The sequence below is a fragment of the Paracoccus gahaiensis genome (genome assembly GCF_005048225.1).
GTDB classification, from domain to species: Bacteria; Pseudomonadota; Alphaproteobacteria; order Rhodobacterales; family Rhodobacteraceae; genus Paracoccus; species Paracoccus gahaiensis.
This window is the reverse complement of sequence record NZ_SUNI01000003.1, coordinates 197,828-213,952: the sequence shown is the minus strand read 5'-3', so window position 1 is coordinate 213,952 and position 16,125 is coordinate 197,828. Positions and strand designations below refer to the sequence as shown.

At 69.0% G+C, this 16,125-nt stretch carries 15 protein-coding genes; 4 read left to right on the top strand and 11 right to left on the bottom strand.

The window, feature by feature from the left end:
• Window positions 1-5: 5 nt before the first annotated feature.
• Window positions 6-1,415 carry a class II 3-deoxy-7-phosphoheptulonate synthase gene (locus tag FA743_RS05750; RefSeq protein ID WP_136884916.1) on the bottom strand — a complete coding sequence of 470 codons (1,410 nt, stop codon included), beginning with the start codon at window positions 1,413-1,415 and terminating at the stop codon, window positions 6-8.
• Window positions 1,416-1,585: 170 nt separating this feature from the next.
• Here FA743_RS05750 and FA743_RS05745 point away from each other — a divergent pair, with 170 nt between their 5' ends.
• Together FA743_RS05745 and FA743_RS05740 are read left to right on the top strand one after the other, a co-directional pair.
• Window positions 1,586-2,569 (top strand): GlxA family transcriptional regulator, encoded by a 984-nt coding sequence (locus FA743_RS05745; RefSeq protein ID WP_342774370.1) that lies wholly within the window; start codon window positions 1,586-1,588, stop codon window positions 2,567-2,569.
• 98 nt (window positions 2,570-2,667) lie between these two features.
• Window positions 2,668-3,795 (top strand): Hint domain-containing protein, encoded by a 1,128-nt coding sequence (locus tag FA743_RS05740; protein ID WP_169308780.1) that lies wholly within the window; start codon window positions 2,668-2,670, stop codon window positions 3,793-3,795.
• On the opposite strand, the gene ftsY is transcribed toward FA743_RS05740, so the two are convergent.
• The 6 genes from ftsY to FA743_RS05710 all read right to left on the bottom strand — a co-directional run bounded on the left by ftsY (window position 3,792) and on the right by FA743_RS05710 (window position 10,527).
• Window positions 3,792-4,838 (bottom strand): signal recognition particle-docking protein FtsY, encoded by a 1,047-nt coding sequence (gene ftsY / locus FA743_RS05735; protein WP_136884913.1) that lies wholly within the window; start codon window positions 4,836-4,838, stop codon window positions 3,792-3,794. The two genes, FA743_RS05740 and ftsY, sit on opposite strands and share 4 nt — an antisense overlap.
• A 144-nt stretch (window positions 4,839-4,982) precedes the next feature.
• The gene (pgi, locus tag FA743_RS05730; RefSeq protein WP_136884912.1) at window positions 4,983-6,593 is read right to left on the bottom strand and encodes a glucose-6-phosphate isomerase; all 1,611 of its coding nucleotides are present in this window, start codon (window positions 6,591-6,593) and stop codon (window positions 4,983-4,985) included.
• Between the two features lie 9 nt (window positions 6,594-6,602).
• Window positions 6,603-7,274, bottom strand: coding sequence for a 6-phosphogluconolactonase (gene pgl / locus FA743_RS05725; protein WP_211242205.1), 672 nt, complete (start codon window positions 7,272-7,274; stop codon window positions 6,603-6,605).
• A gap of 2 nt (window positions 7,275-7,276) precedes the next feature.
• The gene (zwf, locus tag FA743_RS05720; RefSeq protein ID WP_136884910.1) at window positions 7,277-8,722 is read right to left on the bottom strand and encodes a glucose-6-phosphate dehydrogenase; all 1,446 of its coding nucleotides are present in this window, start codon (window positions 8,720-8,722) and stop codon (window positions 7,277-7,279) included.
• Between the two features lie 60 nt (window positions 8,723-8,782).
• Window positions 8,783-9,322, bottom strand: a complete 540-nt coding sequence (locus FA743_RS05715; protein WP_136884909.1) for an RSP_2648 family PIN domain-containing protein — start codon at window positions 9,320-9,322, stop codon at window positions 8,783-8,785.
• Window positions 9,322-10,527 (bottom strand): RSP_2647 family RNA methyltransferase, encoded by a 1,206-nt coding sequence (locus FA743_RS05710; RefSeq protein WP_136884908.1) that lies wholly within the window; start codon window positions 10,525-10,527, stop codon window positions 9,322-9,324. Before FA743_RS05710 ends, FA743_RS05715 begins: the two co-directional genes overlap by 1 nt.
• 200 nt (window positions 10,528-10,727) lie before the next feature.
• Between FA743_RS05710 and edd the strand changes: the two genes are divergently transcribed.
• Window positions 10,728-12,530 (top strand): phosphogluconate dehydratase, encoded by a 1,803-nt coding sequence (edd, locus tag FA743_RS05705; RefSeq protein WP_136884907.1) that lies wholly within the window; start codon window positions 10,728-10,730, stop codon window positions 12,528-12,530.
• Between the two features lie 4 nt (window positions 12,531-12,534).
• Here the strand turns inward: edd and FA743_RS05700 are convergent, their stop codons facing one another.
• Complete coding sequence (locus FA743_RS05700) at window positions 12,535-13,398, bottom strand: LysR family transcriptional regulator (protein WP_169308779.1); 864 nt, start codon at window positions 13,396-13,398, stop codon at window positions 12,535-12,537.
• 147 nt (window positions 13,399-13,545) lie between these two features.
• Here FA743_RS05700 and FA743_RS20575 point away from each other — a divergent pair, with 147 nt between their 5' ends.
• Window positions 13,546-13,776 (top strand): DUF1127 domain-containing protein, encoded by a 231-nt coding sequence (locus FA743_RS20575; RefSeq protein WP_246054848.1) that lies wholly within the window; start codon window positions 13,546-13,548, stop codon window positions 13,774-13,776.
• Here the strand turns inward: FA743_RS20575 and FA743_RS05690 are convergent.
• The 3 genes from FA743_RS05690 to hisD are packed head-to-tail and all read right to left on the bottom strand — an operon-like array spanning window position 13,773 to window position 16,045.
• Complete coding sequence (locus tag FA743_RS05690; protein WP_136884905.1) at window positions 13,773-14,249, bottom strand: arsenate-mycothiol transferase ArsC; 477 nt, start codon at window positions 14,247-14,249, stop codon at window positions 13,773-13,775. The genes FA743_RS20575 and FA743_RS05690 overlap by 4 nt on opposite strands.
• A 6-nt stretch (window positions 14,250-14,255) precedes the next feature.
• Entirely contained in the window at window positions 14,256-14,735 is a 480-nt protein-coding gene (locus FA743_RS05685; RefSeq protein ID WP_136884904.1) for a UPF0262 family protein, read from the bottom strand.
• Entirely contained in the window at window positions 14,732-16,045 is a 1,314-nt protein-coding gene (gene hisD, locus FA743_RS05680; RefSeq protein WP_136884903.1) for a histidinol dehydrogenase, read from the bottom strand. The genes FA743_RS05685 and hisD overlap by 4 nt, the downstream gene beginning before the upstream one ends.
• Between the last annotated feature and the right edge of the window lie 80 nt (window positions 16,046-16,125).

Below are 16,125 nucleotides of genomic sequence, written 5' to 3'. Positions count from 1 at the left end.
CGGGATCAGCTGGCGGCGGCGGTGCGGGCCGGGGCCGCATCCTCGCGCCGGGCGCGCAGCTCCTCGGCCACAAGGAAAGCCAGTTCCAGCGACTGGCTGGCATTCAGGCGCGGATCACAGGCGGTGTGGTAGCGGTCGGACAGATCCTCGTCGGTGACGGCGCGCACGCCGCCGGTGCATTCGGTCACGTCCTTGCCGGTCATCTCGAAATGCACGCCGCCGGGGATGGTGCCCTCGGCCTTGTGGACGGCGAAGAATTCCCGGACCTCGCGCAGGATCGAATCGAAGGCCCGCGTCTTGTAGCCGGTCGAGGACTTGATGACGTTGCCGTGCATCGGGTCGCAGGACCAGACGACATTCGCGCCCTCGTCCTTGACCGCCTGCACCAGACGCGGCAGGTGGTCGCCGACCTTGCCCGCGCCGAAGCGCGCGATCAGGGTCAGGCGCCCGGCCTCGTTGTCGGGGTTCAGCTTGGCCATCAGCACCTTGAGGTCGTCCGCCGTGGTGGTCGGCCCACATTTCAGGCCGATGGGGTTCTGCACGCCCCGGCAGAACTCCACATGCGCGCCGTCGGGCTGGCGCGTGCGGTCGCCGATCCAGATCATGTGGCCCGAACCCGCCACCGGCAGGCCGGTGGTCGAATCGATCCGCGCCAGCGCCTCCTCGTATTCCAGCAGCAGCGCCTCGTGGCTGGTGTAGAAATCCACCTTGGACAGCTGATGCGCGGTGTCGGAATTGACCCCCGCGGCCTGCATGAAGGCCATCGCGTCGCCGATCCGCCCCGCGATGTCGCGATAGCGCGCCGCCTCGGGGCCGCCCACGAAATCGGCGATCCAGCTTTGCACCCGCTGCATGTCGGCGAAGCCGCCGGTCGAGAAGGCACGCAGAAGGTTCAGCGACGCCGCCGCCTGCGTATAGGCCGCCAGCATCCGCTGCGGATCGGGAATGCGGGAGTCTGGGGTGAAATCGAACCCGTTGATGATGTCGCCGCGATAGCTGGGCAGCTCGACCCCGTCCACGACCTCGGTCGGTGCGCTGCGAGGCTTGGCGAACTGGCCCGCCATGCGGCCGACCTTGACCACCGGCATTTGCGCGCCCCAGGTCAGCACCACGGCCATCTGCAGCAGCACCTTGAAGGTGTCGCGCAGGTTATCGGCGCTGAACTCGCTGAAGCTTTCCGCGCAATCGCCGCCCTGCAGCAGGAAGCCGCGCCCGGCGCCGACCTCGGCCAGCTGCGCCTTCAGGCGCCGCGCCTCGCCCGCGAAGACCAGCGGCGGATAGCGCCGCAGCTGATCCTCGACCGCGCCGAGAGAGGCGGGGTCGGTATAGTCCGGCATCTGGACGCGCGGATAGGCGCGCCAGCCGGCCTTGTCCCATGCGGGGGTGGCGGCGGTCTTGCGGATATCCTGCGTCATGGCCTTGGGCTCCTTGAAAACGGTGGCGCAGGTATAGACGCGAACCGCCGTCAGGAAAAGGCCCTGCCGCCCCGGCGGGCAGGGCGCGCCGCGCCCGCGTTGCGGCCCCTTGCCGCGGCGCGAAATCCCTGTTTGGGTGCCGGATCGACATGTTCGCAAAGACAGCCCCCATGCCCTCCGACAGACCGCGCCGCTTCACCTTCCTGCTTCTGGACCGCTTCACCATGCTGCCCTTCACGGCGGCGATCGAGCCGTTGCGGCTGGCCAACCGCGCGGCGGGCCGGGCGCTGTTCGACTGGCGGCTGGTCGGTCCGCGCGGCGACATGGCGACCTGCTCGAACGGCACGCGGGTGGCCGTGGATGCCAGCCTGGAGGGCGACGCCCCACCGCCCGGCCGCGACGACGTGGTGATCGTCTGCGGCGGCACCGAGATCGCCCGCGAGGCCACCCGCCCGGTGCTGGCCTGGCTGCGCCGGCAGGCGCGCGGCGACACCTCGATGGGTGCGGTCTGCACCGGCGCCTGGATCCTGGCCGAGGCCGGGCTGCTGGAGGGGCGCAAGGCCACGATCCACTGGGAGAACCATGACGGCTTTGCCGAGGCCTTCCCGCAGGTCGATCTGTTCCGATCCGTCTTCGTGCATGACGGCAACCGGCTGACGGCGGCGGGGGGGACCAGTTCCATCGACCTGATGCTGCACCTGATCGCCGAGGCGCATGGCGATGCGCTGGCGGCCGACGTGGCCGACCAGATGCTGCACACCGCGATCCGCACCGATCAGGACCGCCAGCGCCTGTCGATCCCCACCCGCATCGGCGTGCGCCATCCCCGCCTGGCCGCCGTGATCGCCCGGATGGAGGCCACGCTGGAGGAACCGATCAGCCCGGCCCGCCTGGCCCTGGACGCCGGCATGTCCACCCGCCAGCTGGAGCGCCTGTTCCGCCGCTACCTGAACCGAAGCCCCAAGCGGTACTACATGGAAACCCGGCTGGCCCGGGCCCGCAACCTGCTGATGCAGACCGAGATGTCGATCATCGAGATCGCGTTGGCCTCGGGCTTTTCCAGCCCCTCGCATTTCTCGAAATGCTACCGCGCGCAATATGGCAGCACGCCCTATCGCGAACGCGGGACCTCGGCCTCGACCCCGGCGGGCTGAGACCCGGTTAACGAAAAATTAAGCTTCCGTTCGTATGCTGCGGGCAGTGCCTTGCAGCCCCGCGATGCCCGCATCCGGCCCACCGAACGGAGATGCGCATGTCCTATCAGATCACCGTCCTCACCCTTGCCGACAGGATCACCTCCGCCACCGACGAGGGCAACCGCGAGTTTGCGCCCTGGACCGACCGCCAGCCGATCGTCTTCACCGATCCGGTCCTGACCACGATCCGGATCAGCGACGACGATCCCCATTTCAATTCCGGCCTTTACTCGCCCGGGGAAGACCAACAGAAACTGCTCGATCCCGTCACCTTCGGCTATGGTGCGACGGCGGTGACGGTTCCCGCCGGCACGGCGCTGTCGAACTTCCAGGGATCGATCATCGCCGGACAGGGCAGCGACCGGTTCTTCGCCATGTTCCCCCGGACGCTGATCCAGGGCGATCTGGGGGACGAGATCGGCGACCGCCATTCGGTGCTGATCTTTCCCCTGTCCCGTGTCGAGAACGGGGAAACCGTCTTTCCTGTCTTCACGCTGGACCAGACCTACACCTTCGTCTCGTTCCGCAGCATCTACGCCACAGATGATTCTGTCCCCTATGCCCCCATGCCCTGCTTCGCCGAAGGAACGCTGATCCGCACCGCCGAGGGCCCCCGCCCGATCCAGACGCTGCGCCCCGGCGATCTGGTAGCGACGCTGGATCACGGTCTGCAGCCGATCCTGTGGCTGGGCCATCGCCGGGCGGACGCCGCGCATCTGGACCTGCGCCCGCAGGACCGGCCCATCCGCCTGGCCCCGGGATCGCTCGGCCCGGGGCGCCCCTTGCGCGACATGCTGGTCTCGCCCCAGCACCGGATGCTGCTGCGCTCGGCCATCGCGGCGCGGATGCTGGGATCCGAGGACACGCTGGTGGCCGCCCGCCACCTGATCGGCCAGCCGGGCATCGCCCTGCGGGGCGGGGACGATCCGGTGACCTACTGGCATCTGCTTCTGGCGCGCCACGAGGTGATCGAGGCCGAGGGCGCTTGGACCGAAAGCCTCTATCCCGGCCCGATCGCCTTGCAGGCCTTCAGTTCCCTGCAGCTGGCCCAGATCCACGCCGTGCTGCCCCGCCTGCATTTGGACGGCCCGCCGCCCTTCGCGCGCCCCGTGCCCAGCGGGCGCCAGGCCCGGCAGCTGCTGCATCGCCATCTGCGCAATGCAAAGCCGCTGGTGCGCGCCTAAAGCCCGACCAGCGCCCGGGCGAACTCTTCGGCATCAAAGGCGTCCAGATCATCGATCTGCTCGCCCACGCCGATCGCATGGATGGGCAGCCCGAACCGGTCGGCCAAGGCCACCAGCACGCCGCCGCGCGCGGTGCCGTCCAGCTTGGTCATCACCAGGCCCGAGATATCGGCCAGCTTCAGGAAGGTCTCGACCTGGTTCAGCGCGTTCTGCCCGGTGGTGGCATCCAGGACCAGAAGCGTGTTGTGCGGCGCCTCGGGATCCTTCTTGCGAATCACGCGGACGATCTTGGCCAACTCCTCCATCAGATCCTGACGGTTCTGCAGGCGCCCCGCCGTGTCGATCATCAGCAGATCGGCGCCCTCGGCCTCGGCCCGCACCATCGCGTCCCAAGCCAGGCTGGCCGGATCGCTGCCCTGCGGCGCGACCATGACCGGCACGCCGGCCCGGGTGCCCCAGACCTGCAGCTGCTCGACCGCCGCCGCGCGGAACGTGTCGCCCGCCGCGATCACCACCGACTTGCCGGCCGCGCGGAACTGGCTGGCCAGCTTGCCAATCGTGGTGGTCTTGCCGGCGCCATTGACGCCCACGACAAGCACCACCTGCGGCTTTTTCGGATAGATCGGCAGCGGCCGCGCCACCGGCGCCATGATCCGCGCGATCTCGGCCGCCAGCAACTCCTTCAACTCGGTCGAGGACAGCCGCCGCCCCATCCGCCCCTCGGCGATGTTGGCGGTCACGCGCAACGCCGTGTCCACGCCCAGATCCGCCTGGACCAGCATGTCCTCCAGCTCCTCCAGCATCGCATCGTCCAGCGCCCGGCGCGGCTCCTCGACCTTGGGCTCGGCCCGTCCGAAAAGGCGCCCGACCAGACCCGGCTGGACCGGCTGCGGATGCGGCGTGGCCATCGGCGCGGGCAGCTCGGTCGCGGGCAGCGGCGCCTCGGGCGGGGCCGGCGCCTCGCCCACAAGATCGTCCAGACCCGCGCCGATCTTGGCCGAGGACCGGGTCAGCCGCTCGCGCAATTTGGTGAAGAACGCCATGATCGAACCTTTCCGTGCTGGCCGGACCCTAGCGGGTCGCGCCCCAAAGGAAAAGCGGCGCCAAAACCCGCGCCGCCTTCATCTTGGTCGAAATATCCCGGGGGGAGTCCGCAGGACGGGGGGCAGCGCCCCCCTTCTGCGCGCTCAGCCGCGCATCTCGCGGATCAGCGCGGCCAGCCGCAGGGTCGAGGCGTCATGCCCGTCCATTGCCCCGCCCGTCAGCAGCGGCTCGACCTTCAGGGCCAGTTCCTTGCCCAGCTCGACCCCCCATTGATCGAAGCTGTTGATCCCCAGGATCACGCCTTCCACGAAGACCCGATGCTCGTACAGCGCCAGGATCGCGCCCAGGGCATGCGGCGTCAGTTGCTCGATCAGCAACAGGGTCGAGGGGCGGTTGCCCGGAAAGACCCGGTGGCGGGCCTGTCGGTCCTGCTCGGCCCCCTCAAGCCCCTTCGCGGCCATCAGCGCGCGCGCCTCGTCCAGCGACCGGCCCCGCATCAGCGCCTCGGCCTGCGCCAGGCAATTGGCGGCCAGCAGGATGTGGTGATGGGCCAGATCCGGCTCGTGACCCGTCGCGGCCAGGATGAACTCGCAGGGCACCGGTGTCGTGCCCTGATGGATCAGCTGATAGAAGGCGTGCTGCCCGTTGGTGCCGGGCTCGCCCCACACGACCGGGCCCGAGGCATGGGTCAGCTCGCTGCCATCCATCGCCACGCGCTTGCCGTTCGATTCCATCTCCAGCTGCTGCAGATAGGCCGGCAGACGCATCAGGCGGTTGTCATAGGGCAGCACCGCGCGGGTCGGATAGCCGCAGACCTGGTGATGCCAGATCCCGGTCAGCGCCAGCAGGACCGGCAGGTTCGCCTCCAGCGGGGCGTCGCGGAAATGCGCGTCCATCTCGGCCCCGCCGGCCAGGAACGCGTCGAAGGCCTCGGGCCCCACGGCCAGCATCACCGACAGCCCGATCGGCCCCCAGACCGAATAGCGCCCGCCGACCCAATCCTCGAAGCCGAAGACCCGCGACGGATCGATGCCGAAATCGCCGGTCTTTCCCACGGCCGAGGACAGCGCCGCGAACTGCGCCGCAGGATCGGCGACCGAGGCCGCCATCCAGTCGCGCGCGGTCTGCGCATTGGTCATCGTCTCGATGGTGGTGAAGGTCTTGGAGGCCACGACGACCAGCGTCGTCGCGGGGTCCAGCCCCTTCAGCGTGTCGGCGATGTCGGCGCCGTCGACATTGCTGACGAAATGCGTGCGCGGCCCGTCATGATAGGGTGCCAGCGCCAGCACCGCCATCGCGGGCCCCAGATCGGACCCGCCGATGCCGATATTGACCACATCGGTGATCCTGCCGCCCTGCCCCGCGAAACTGCCGTCGCGGACCGCCCGGGCGAACTCGGCCATGCGGTCATGGATGGCCCGCACCTCGGGCATCACGTCTTGGCCGTCGACCGTCACGCTGCCGTCCAGATTGCGCAGCGCGGTGTGCAGGACGGCGCGGCCCTCGGTCTCGTTGATCTTCTCGCCCGCGAACATCGCCTCGCGCCGCGCCTCGACGCCCGCGTCCCGGGCCAGATCCAGCAGCAGGTCGCGCGCACCTTCGTCGATCATCGTCTTGGACCAGTCGAAGACCATCCCGCAGGCGGTTGTCGAAAACGCCGTCGCCCGGTCTGGATCGGCATCGAACAGCGCGTCGATGCGGGCATCGCCCTGGGCGGCACGGCTTAAGGTCAGGCGGTTCCACAGATCGGTCATGTCGGTCCCTTACTCCGCCCAGTGGACGGTGGCTTCGTCAAGAAAGGCGCGGATCGGCGCCTGCATCGGGTCCAGCTTCTGCGCGCGCTCCAGCGCCTCGCGCTTTTCCGGGCCCATGATCAGCAGGTGGATGTTGATGGCACCCGACAGGATCGGCCGCGTCAGGGTGATGCGCGGCTCTTCGGCGCCCTCGGCCCGGATCGCCATGACCGGCGGCGCGTCAGAGGCTAGGGCGGCGGCCAGATGATCGGCACCGGGGAACAGGCTGGCCGTGTGCATGTCGTTGCCCATGCCCAAAAGCACCACCGTCAGCGGCAGATGCGGCATCAGGCGCGCGCCCAGACCCTCGGTCGCCAGATCGGGCGAGGCATCGCCGGTGTAAAGGTCGATATAGTCGGCCGCCGCCGCCTTCTCCTTCAGCAGATGGCGGCGCAGCAGGCGGGAATTCGACCGCTTGTGATCGCCATCCACCCACCGCTCGTCGCCCAACACGACCGTGACGCGGCCCCAGTCCAGATCGGCCCCCGACAGCGTGTCGAAGACCGGCGCGGGCGAGGTGCCGCCCGGCACGCAGAGCGTTGCCCGCTCGTGGCCGCGCAGATGCTGCGCCAGTTGCGAGGCGATGCGGTCGGCCAGCGACAAGGCCAGCATCTCGCGATCGGGATATTCCTTGAATTCCATGGTCATGACCTGATCTCTCTCCACCGGCGATTGTCGCGGTGCATCAGGCGCAACGCCTCGTCGGGCCCCGAGGATCCGCTGTCATAGGGCTCGGGGCGGCGCTTGCCGTCCTCCCAGGCCTCGATGATCGGATCGGTCCAGGCCCAGGCCGCCTCGACCTCGTCGCCGCGCATGAACAGGGTCTGGTTGCCGCGGATCACGTCCATGATCAGCCGTTCGTAAGCGTCGGGCATGTCGGCGCCATCCGCGCCGAGCGCGTCGGCAAAGCTCATGTCCAGCGGCACCTGCACCAGCCGCATCCCCCCTGGCCCCGGTTCCTTGATCATCACCTTGAGGTTCATTCCCTCGTTGGGTTGCAATCTGATGACAAGCTCGTTGGCCTTGGGCACGCCACTGTCGTCGAAGATCGAATGCGGCGGTTCCTTGAAGGTGATGGCGATCTCGGAGGTGCGGGCGCGCAGCTTCTTGCCGGTGCGCAGATAGAAGGGCGTGCCCTGCCAGCGCCAGTTCGAGATGCGGACCTTCATCGCCACATAGCTTTCCGTGCGCGAGGCCGGATCCTCGGCATCGGTCAGATAGTCGCTGCCCTCGCCAGTATATTGGCCGCGCACGATGTCGGCGGGTTCGACCGGCTGAAGCGCGCGGATCACCTTCAGCTTCTCGTCGCGCACCGCATCGGGATCGAAGTGATAGGGCGGCTCCATCGCGATCAGGCACAGAAGCTGCATCATGTGGTTCTGGACCATGTCCCGGATCGCCCCGGACTTGTCGTAATAGCTGCCGCGCCCGGCCACGCCGACGGTCTCGGCCACGGTGATCTGCACATGGTCGATGAACTGCGCGTTCCACAGGGGCTCGAACAGCACATTGGCAAAGCGCACCGCCATCAGGTTCTGGACCGTCTCCTTGCCCAGGTAATGGTCGATGCGATAGATCTGGTCCTCGTGGAAATGCTTGGCCAGCGTGGCATTCAACGCGCGGGCCGAGGCGCGGTCGCGCCCGAAGGGCTTTTCCACCACGATCCGGCTGTCGTCATGGGCGATGCCATGCCCCGCCAGCCGCTCGGCGATGTCGCCGAACAGCGCGGGCGCCACCGAGAAGTAGAAGGCATGGACCGCGCCGGGCCGCATCCGGTCCTTCAGCGCCTGCCAGCCGCCCTCGCCCCTGGCGTCGATGGCGACATAGCCCAGCAGCCCCAGGAATTCCTGCAGCTGAGGATTGTCCTTGTCCACGCTGGAATGATCGCAGATCGCCCGGAACGCCTCGTCGCGAAAGGCCGCGTCGTCCTGCTCGGTTCGGGCGGCGCCGATGATGCGGCTGCTGGCCGGGATCTGGCCCGCCTCGAACCGCCGATACAGGCCGGGCAGGATCTTGCGATGGGCCAGATCGCCCGTGGCGCCAAAGATCACGAGGTCGAAGTCATCGACCGGAATGACACGCGAGACCATGCGGCTCTCCTTCTGGTTGGCGTCGGACTTAGCGGTTGGTAGCGTTAACGGCAATGCGCATCAAGCGGACAGACGCTTGGCCAGGCGTGGAAGGCGGCAGCGCTTGAGCATCTCGCCCAAGGACATGGCACCGCCCAGGGCGGCTGCCTTGGCGCGGGCAGCCTCGACGGCGCGGCGGACGGTCGCAGGGTCCGCGTCGTGCAGATCGCGCAGCAAGGTGTCGGGATGGATCGCCCGCAGCCCCAGCCCAACCATCAGCGGCTGCGGAAAATCGCGCAGATTGGCGGTGACGATCAGATCGGCGCGCCCCGCAAGTGCCGCCTCGACCACATGGCGGTCGGCCTCGTCGGGAAAATCCAGATCGATCGCCGCATCGCCGTCGTCACGCTGCACGGCCTGAGGGAAACGCAGCCGCAGCAGCGCGATCTCGGCCCCCGCCACCGCATCCTGATCGGGACCCAGCCGGGCGGCGGCATGGCGCCATTCCGCCAGGATCCGCTCGGACCACAGCGCGTGATAGAGGCCCGCCTGCGCCAGATCGGTCAGGATCTCGCGCAGGATCGTGGGGAACAGGACATTGGCGTCCAGAACCGCGCGCATCAGTCCAGCCGGAAGAACAGCGTCTTCAGATAGCCCGTCTCGGCCAGTTGCGGCAGGGTCGGATGGTCGGGCCCGGCTTGGCCCGTATGGATCAGCACGCCGCGCCGCCCGCCCCGGCCGATGCCCCGCGCGCTGGCATTGCGGAACGAGGTCAGATCGGCCGCATGGCTGCAGCTGCACAGCGCCAGATAGCCGCCGGGCGCCACCAGCGGCGCGGCCAGCCGGGCCACCCGCTCATAGGCGCGCAGCCCCGCCTCCAGCGCGGGCTTGGAGGGCGCGAAGGCCGGCGGATCGCAGACCACCACGTCGAAGCGGCGGTCCTCGGCGGCCAGGCTCTCCAGCGCCTTGAAGGCGTCGGACTGCAGCGTCTCCAGCCGGTCGGTGGCGCCCATCGCTTGGGCCCCGCCGCGCGCCAGTTCCAGCGCGGGCGCGCTGCCGTCGACGCACAGCGCATGGGACGCGCCCGCCGCCAGCGCCGCCAGACCGAAGCCGCCGACATGGCTGAAGACGTCCAGCACCGGCCCATCCCCCACCAGCCGCTGCAGAAAGGCATGGTTCGGGCGCTGGTCGAAGAACAGCCCCGTCTTCTGCCCGCCCAGCAGGTCGGCCAGATAGACCGCCCCGTTCATCTGCACCGGCACCGGCGCGTCGGGGGCCGTCCCGCGGATCACCTCCAGCCGCTCGGTCAGCCCCTCCAGCCCGCGCGAGCGGCCCTGCCCGTTCACCACCACCGTGGTCACGCCGGTCACGGCGACCAGCGCCTCGGCGATCTCCTCCACCATCCCGTCGGCCCAGGCGGCGTTGGGCTGGATCACCGCCGCATCGCCGAAGCGGTCGATGACCAGCCCCGGAAGACCGTCCGCCTCGGCATGGACCAGCCGGTAGAAGGGCGCGTCATAGATCCGCACCCGCAAGGCCAGCGCCCGCTCCAGCCGCGCCCGCAGCCAGGCCCCGTCGATCACCGCCGCCGGATCGGCATCCATCACCCGCGCGATGATCTTCGAGGCCGGGTTGACCGTCACCAGCCCCAAGGGCACCCGCTCCGGATCCTCCAGCACGGCCATGCCGCCCGGGGGCAGCGCCTTGGTGCGGCGGTCCAGAACCGCCTCGTCGGCAAAGACCCAGGGAAAGCCATGCCGGATGGCCTGGGGCTTCGACTTGGGCCGCAGCCGGATGACGGGACGATCGCCGGTCAGCTCGCTCATCGCAATTCTCCTTTAGCTGCCGATCTGCCACGCCCCATCCGCCCGCACAAGCGCCCGCACCCTTTCATCTTGGCGCAAATATCCCAGGGGGAGGCCGCAGGCCGGGGGGCAGCGCCCCCCTGCCACGCCGCCGCACGCACATGGTTGAACCGTTATCGCTAACGGCATATACTGCCGCCAAAGCCAGAGGAGGCCCCGCCATGACCCTTCACGCCACCATCGACCGCGTCACCGACCGCATCCGCGAACGCTCGCAGGTCTCGCGCGACCGCTATCTCGCCAAGATCGCCCGCGCCGCGCAGGAGGGCCCCGCCCGCGCGCATCTGTCCTGCGGCAACCAGGCCCATGCCTATGCCGCGATGGAGGACAAGGTCGACATGGCCACCACCCGCAAGCCCAATATCGGCATCGTCACGGCCTATAACGACATGCTGTCCGCCCATCAGCCCTATGAACGCTTTCCCGACCTGATCCGGGCGGCGGGCCAGGCGGCGGGGGCCACGGTGCAGGTCGCGGGCGGCGTGCCGGCCATGTGCGACGGCGTCACCCAGGGGCGCAAGGGGATGGAGCTGTCCCTGTTCTCGCGCGACGTGATCGCGCTGGCGGCGGGGGTGGCGCTCTCGCATGACTGCTTCGATTCGGCCATGTATCTGGGCGTCTGCGACAAGATCGTGCCGGGCCTCATCATCGCCGCCGCCACCTTCGGCCATGTCCCCGCCGTGTTCGTGCCCGCAGGCCCCATGCCCTCGGGCCTGCCCAATGACGAAAAGTCGAAGATCCGCCAGCAATTCGCCACCGGCGAGATCGGCCGCGAGGAGCTGATGAAGGCCGAGATGGCCTCCTATCACGGCCCCGGCACCTGCACCTTCTACGGCACTGCCAATACCAACCAGATGCTGATGGAGTTCATGGGCCTGCACCTGCCCGGCTCCAGCTTCGTGAACCCGAACACGCCGCTGCGCGAGGCGCTGACCGTGGCGGCGGTCGAACGCGCCGCCGCGATCACCAATCTGGGCAACGAATACCTGCCCGCGGGCGAGGTGCTGGACGAACGCGCCTTCGTGAACGGCATCGTCGGGCTGATGGCCACGGGCGGCTCCACCAATCTGGTGCTGCACCTGCCGGCGATGGCGCGGGCGGCGGGCGTCCTCATCGACATCGAGGATTTCCACGACCTGTCCGAGAACGTGCCGCTGATGGCGCGGGTCTATCCCAACGGTCTGGCCGACGTGAACCATTTCCACGCCGCGGGGGGCTTGGGCTACATGATCGGCCAGCTGCTCGAGGCCGGGCTGCTGCACCCGGACGTCAAGACGATCAACGGCACCGGCCTCGACGGCTACACCGCCGAGCCGCGGCTGGACGGCGCCCGCATCCGGTGGGAGGCCGGCGCCCGCGACAGCCTGAACGACAAGATCCTGCGCCCGGCCAGCGATCCCTTCGCCAGGACCGGCGGCATGAAGCAGCTTCAGGGCAATCTGGGACGCGGCGTCATCAAGATCAGCGCCGTCGCCCCCGAACGCCACATGATCGAGGCGCGCGCCCGCGTCTTCCAGGATCAGGAGGCGGTCAAGACCGCCTTCCGCAACGGCGAGTTCACCGAGGACACCATCGTCGTCGTCCGCTTCCAGGGCCCGCGCGCCAATGGCATGCCGGAACTGCATTCGCTGACGCCGACGCTGGCGGTGCTGCAGGATCGGGGCCTCAAGGTGGCGCTGGTCACCGACGGGCGCATGTCGGGCGCCTCGGGCAAGGTGCCCGCCGCCATCCACATCTCGCCCGAGGCGGCCAGCGGCGGTCCGCTGGCCCGGCTGCGCGACGGCGACATGCTGCGGCTGGACGCGGCCCACGGCACGCTGGAATGCCTGGAGCCCGATTTCGAGGACCGCGCACCGATGGCCTTCGACCCCGAGGAGAGCAGCGAGGGCATGGGCCGCGAGCTGTTCGCGGCCTTCCGCGCCGTCGCGGGTCCGGCCACCGAAGGCGCGGGCGTGGTGGTCTGATCCGTCAGGCCGCCGCCGCCACCTCGCAGACGACCTGCCGCAGATAGCCCGCGAAATCCGCGGCGATCTGGCGGGCAGGTCCGTCCGCCACATAGACGTTCAGCCAGGTGGGCGGCAGCGGCGGCAGCGCACCGCCGTGCTCGACGACCTCCAGCCCCGGCTGCTGGATCCCGCGCGGCAGCAGGGTGACCCCCAGATCGGCGGCGGCCAGCACCCGCCAGGTGTCGTTGCCGCCCTCGCCGACCACATGCACCCATTCGATCCCGGCATCGTCCAGCGCCCCCATGCCGACCGGATAATAGGCGCAATGCGTCGAATTGGCGATCGGCAGAGGCCGTTCGCGCCAGGCCGTCCCGCCCGTGGCCCCGAACCAGGCCAGATCGACCTTGGCCAGATTGATGGCACCCGGCGGGGCTTCGAATTCGGTGGTCAAGATCACATCCTGCTCGCCCCGCTGCATCTGCACGCGCAGATCGCGGGTGCGGGCATCGTTGATCACCAGCTCGACCCGGGGAAAATCCTGCCGGAAGGCGCGCACGGTCTGCGCGACCTTGGTGAACATCCAGTCGCTGGTCAGCCCCACCCGCAGCCGCCCCTCGGGGCGCTGGCCGGTGAACCGCGCCAGGATCGCATCGTTCAGCGCCACCAGCTTGCGGCTTTCGCCCAGCAGGTCCTGCGCGAAATCCGACAGCACCACGCCGCGCCCGGCCTTGTCCAGCATCGGGCGCCCAAAGGCCTCCTCCAGCCGCTTCATCTGCATGGACAGCGCGCTTTGCGTCATGTTCAGCGCCTCGGCTGCGCGGGTGACGGCCCCGTATTCGGCCACGGCCTGCAGGGATCTCAGCGTGGCGATGTCCAGATTGCGCATGGCGGTCGATCCTTCACAAATGCTGATGTCTGACATCAATATCATTCGTTTCACAGATACATCCCGGCAGGGTACCAATCAAGCTTGAAGATGATCCAGGCATGATTCATCTTCACCCTTGATGGATCATATCACCGGAGTTGACCGATGACCCCCAAGTCCAAGGCCCTGCTGCGTGTCGTGACCGGCCACGGCATCCTGCCCCGCCCCTCGTGGATCGAGCGGATCCTGACGATGTTCGACGTCCGCCGCACCCGGCTGGACCTGGACCGGCTGACCGACGACCAGCTGCGCGACATCGGCCTGACCCGGGAGGATGTCGAGGCCGAGATGAACCGCCCCCTCTGGGATGTCCCCGCCCATTGGCGCCGCCGCTAGAGGTCGTCGTCGCCCTGCCGGGTGGGCGGGCCGAAGCGGTCCAGCATCCGGGCCTCGATCTGGTCGCGGGTCTGGCGATAGGCGGCCAGCCTTGCCTCGCGCCCTTCGGCAAGGCCCGTGGGGTCCATGATCGGCCAGTATTCGACCTCCAGATGCGCGTGGCGCGTCATCTCCAGCGCCATGCGCTGGCTGGCGGGCGACAGCGCCACGATCAGGTCGAACTGCCCCAGATCGTCGCCCCAATCGCGCATCTGGTCGAAGCTGCGGCTGCGGTGCCCGGCCAGCTGCACGCCGATCTCGTCGCAGACGGCGATGGCAAAGCCGTCCACCTCCATGTCGCTCTTCACGCCGGCCGATTGCACATAGGCCGCGCGGCCGTGGAACTTCTTCATCATCCCCTCGGCCATGGGCGAGCGGATGGCGTTGTGGTCGCAGCAGAACAGGACCGACGAGGGGATCTTGTTCTCTGCCATGCCCCGTCAGCCCTGCGGGATCAGCGCGCAGATCAGGGTGAACAGGCGCCGCGCGGTGTCGATGTCCAGCACCGCCTTGCCCTCCAGCCGCTCCTGCAGGGTGCGGGCGCCCTCGTTGTGGATGCCGCGCCGGGCCATGTCGATCGCCTCGATCTGGGCGGGGGGCAGGCGCTTGACCGCGTCGAAATAGCTCTGGCAGATCTGGAAGTAATCCTTGACCACCTGCCGGAAGGGGCCGAGCGACAGGTGGAACTCGGCCACCTTGGCGCCCGCCTCGTCGGTCATGTCGAAGACCAGCCGCCCCTCGCGGATCGACAGGTCCAGGATGAACGGCCCGTCGGGCGCTGGCGCCCCGTCGCGGCCCGGAACGGTGAAGCTGTTCTCCTCGATCAGATCGAAGATCGCCACGCGCCGCTCCTGCTCCATCTCGGGGGTGGCGGGCGCGATGGCGCTGTCGTCGATCTCGATGCGGGTGATGCGGCTCATTCCGACAGCCTTTCGTTCAGGGTCCCCAACCGAGCCTGAACCGAAGCGCCATGCGCCTGCAAGCCCTCGGATGCGGCCAGACGCACGGCGGCGGGGCCGATGGCGGCCAAGGCGCCCGGCGTCAGCCGCGCCAGGGTCGTGCGTTTGACGAAATCCATCACCGACAGGCCGGAACTGAACCGCGCCGACCGCGCCGTCGGCAGCACGTGATTCGGCCCGCTGACATAATCGCCCACCGCCTCGGGTGTATGCGCGCCCAGGAAGATCGCCCCGGCATGGAGGCACTTGGCCGCCAGCCCCTCGGGGTCGGCCACGCACAGCTCCAGATGCTCGGGCGCGATGCGGTTGGACAGGACTGCCGCCTCGTCCAGATCGCGCACCACGATCAGCGTGCCGAAATCGCGCCAGCTGGCGCCCGCGATGGCCGCGCGGTCCAGCGTCGGGATGATCCGCTCCACCGCCGCCGCCACCGCCTCGGCCATGGCGGGATCGGTGGTGATCAGGATCGACTGCGCATCCGCGTCATGTTCGGCCTGCGCCAGCAGATCCCAGGCCAGCCAGTCGGGATTCTGATCCCCGTCCGCAATCACCAGCACCTCGGACGGGCCCGCGATCATGTCGATGCCCACGCGGCCAAAGACCTGCCGCTTGGCCGCCGCGACATAGGCATTGCCCGGCCCGGTGATCTTGTCGACCGGCGCGATCGTCTCGGTCCCATAGGCCATCGCCGCCACGGCCTGCGCGCCGCCGATGCGATAGATCTCGTCCACGCCCGACAGCTGGGCTGCCAGCAGCACCAGCGGGTTGATGATCCCGTCGGGCGTCGGCACGCAGATCACCAGCCGCTCAACCCCCGCCACCCGCGCGGGAATGGCGTTCATCAGCACGCTCGAGGGATAGGCCGCCTGCCCGCCCGGCACATAGAGCCCCGCCGCCGCCACCGCCGACCACCGCCAGCCCAGGGTCGCGCCTTCGGGATCGGTCCAGCTGGCATCCTCGGGCATCTGCCGGGCGTGATAGGCGCGGATGCGCTCGGCCGCCAGCATCAGGGCCGCGCGATCCTCGGGCGTGACGCGCGCCACCTGCGCGGCGATCTCGTCGGCCGAAAAGCGCAGCGTGCCCGGCGTCAGGTCCAGCCGGTCGAAGCGCGAGGTCAGCTCGCACAGCGCCGCATCGCCCCGCGCCCGCACGTCGCGGATGATCGCGGTGACCGCATCGTTCACATCGGTCGAATCCTCGCGCTTGGCGCCCAGCATGGCCTGAAACCCGCGCTCGAAATCGGCGTCGTCGCTGTTCAGAAAGACCGGCATCTCGTTCCCCTCGGTTCCCGCGCGACCCTTACCCGCCGCCCCGCCCGCCGCAAGGCGCAGCGCGAGGACAGGGTGACGCG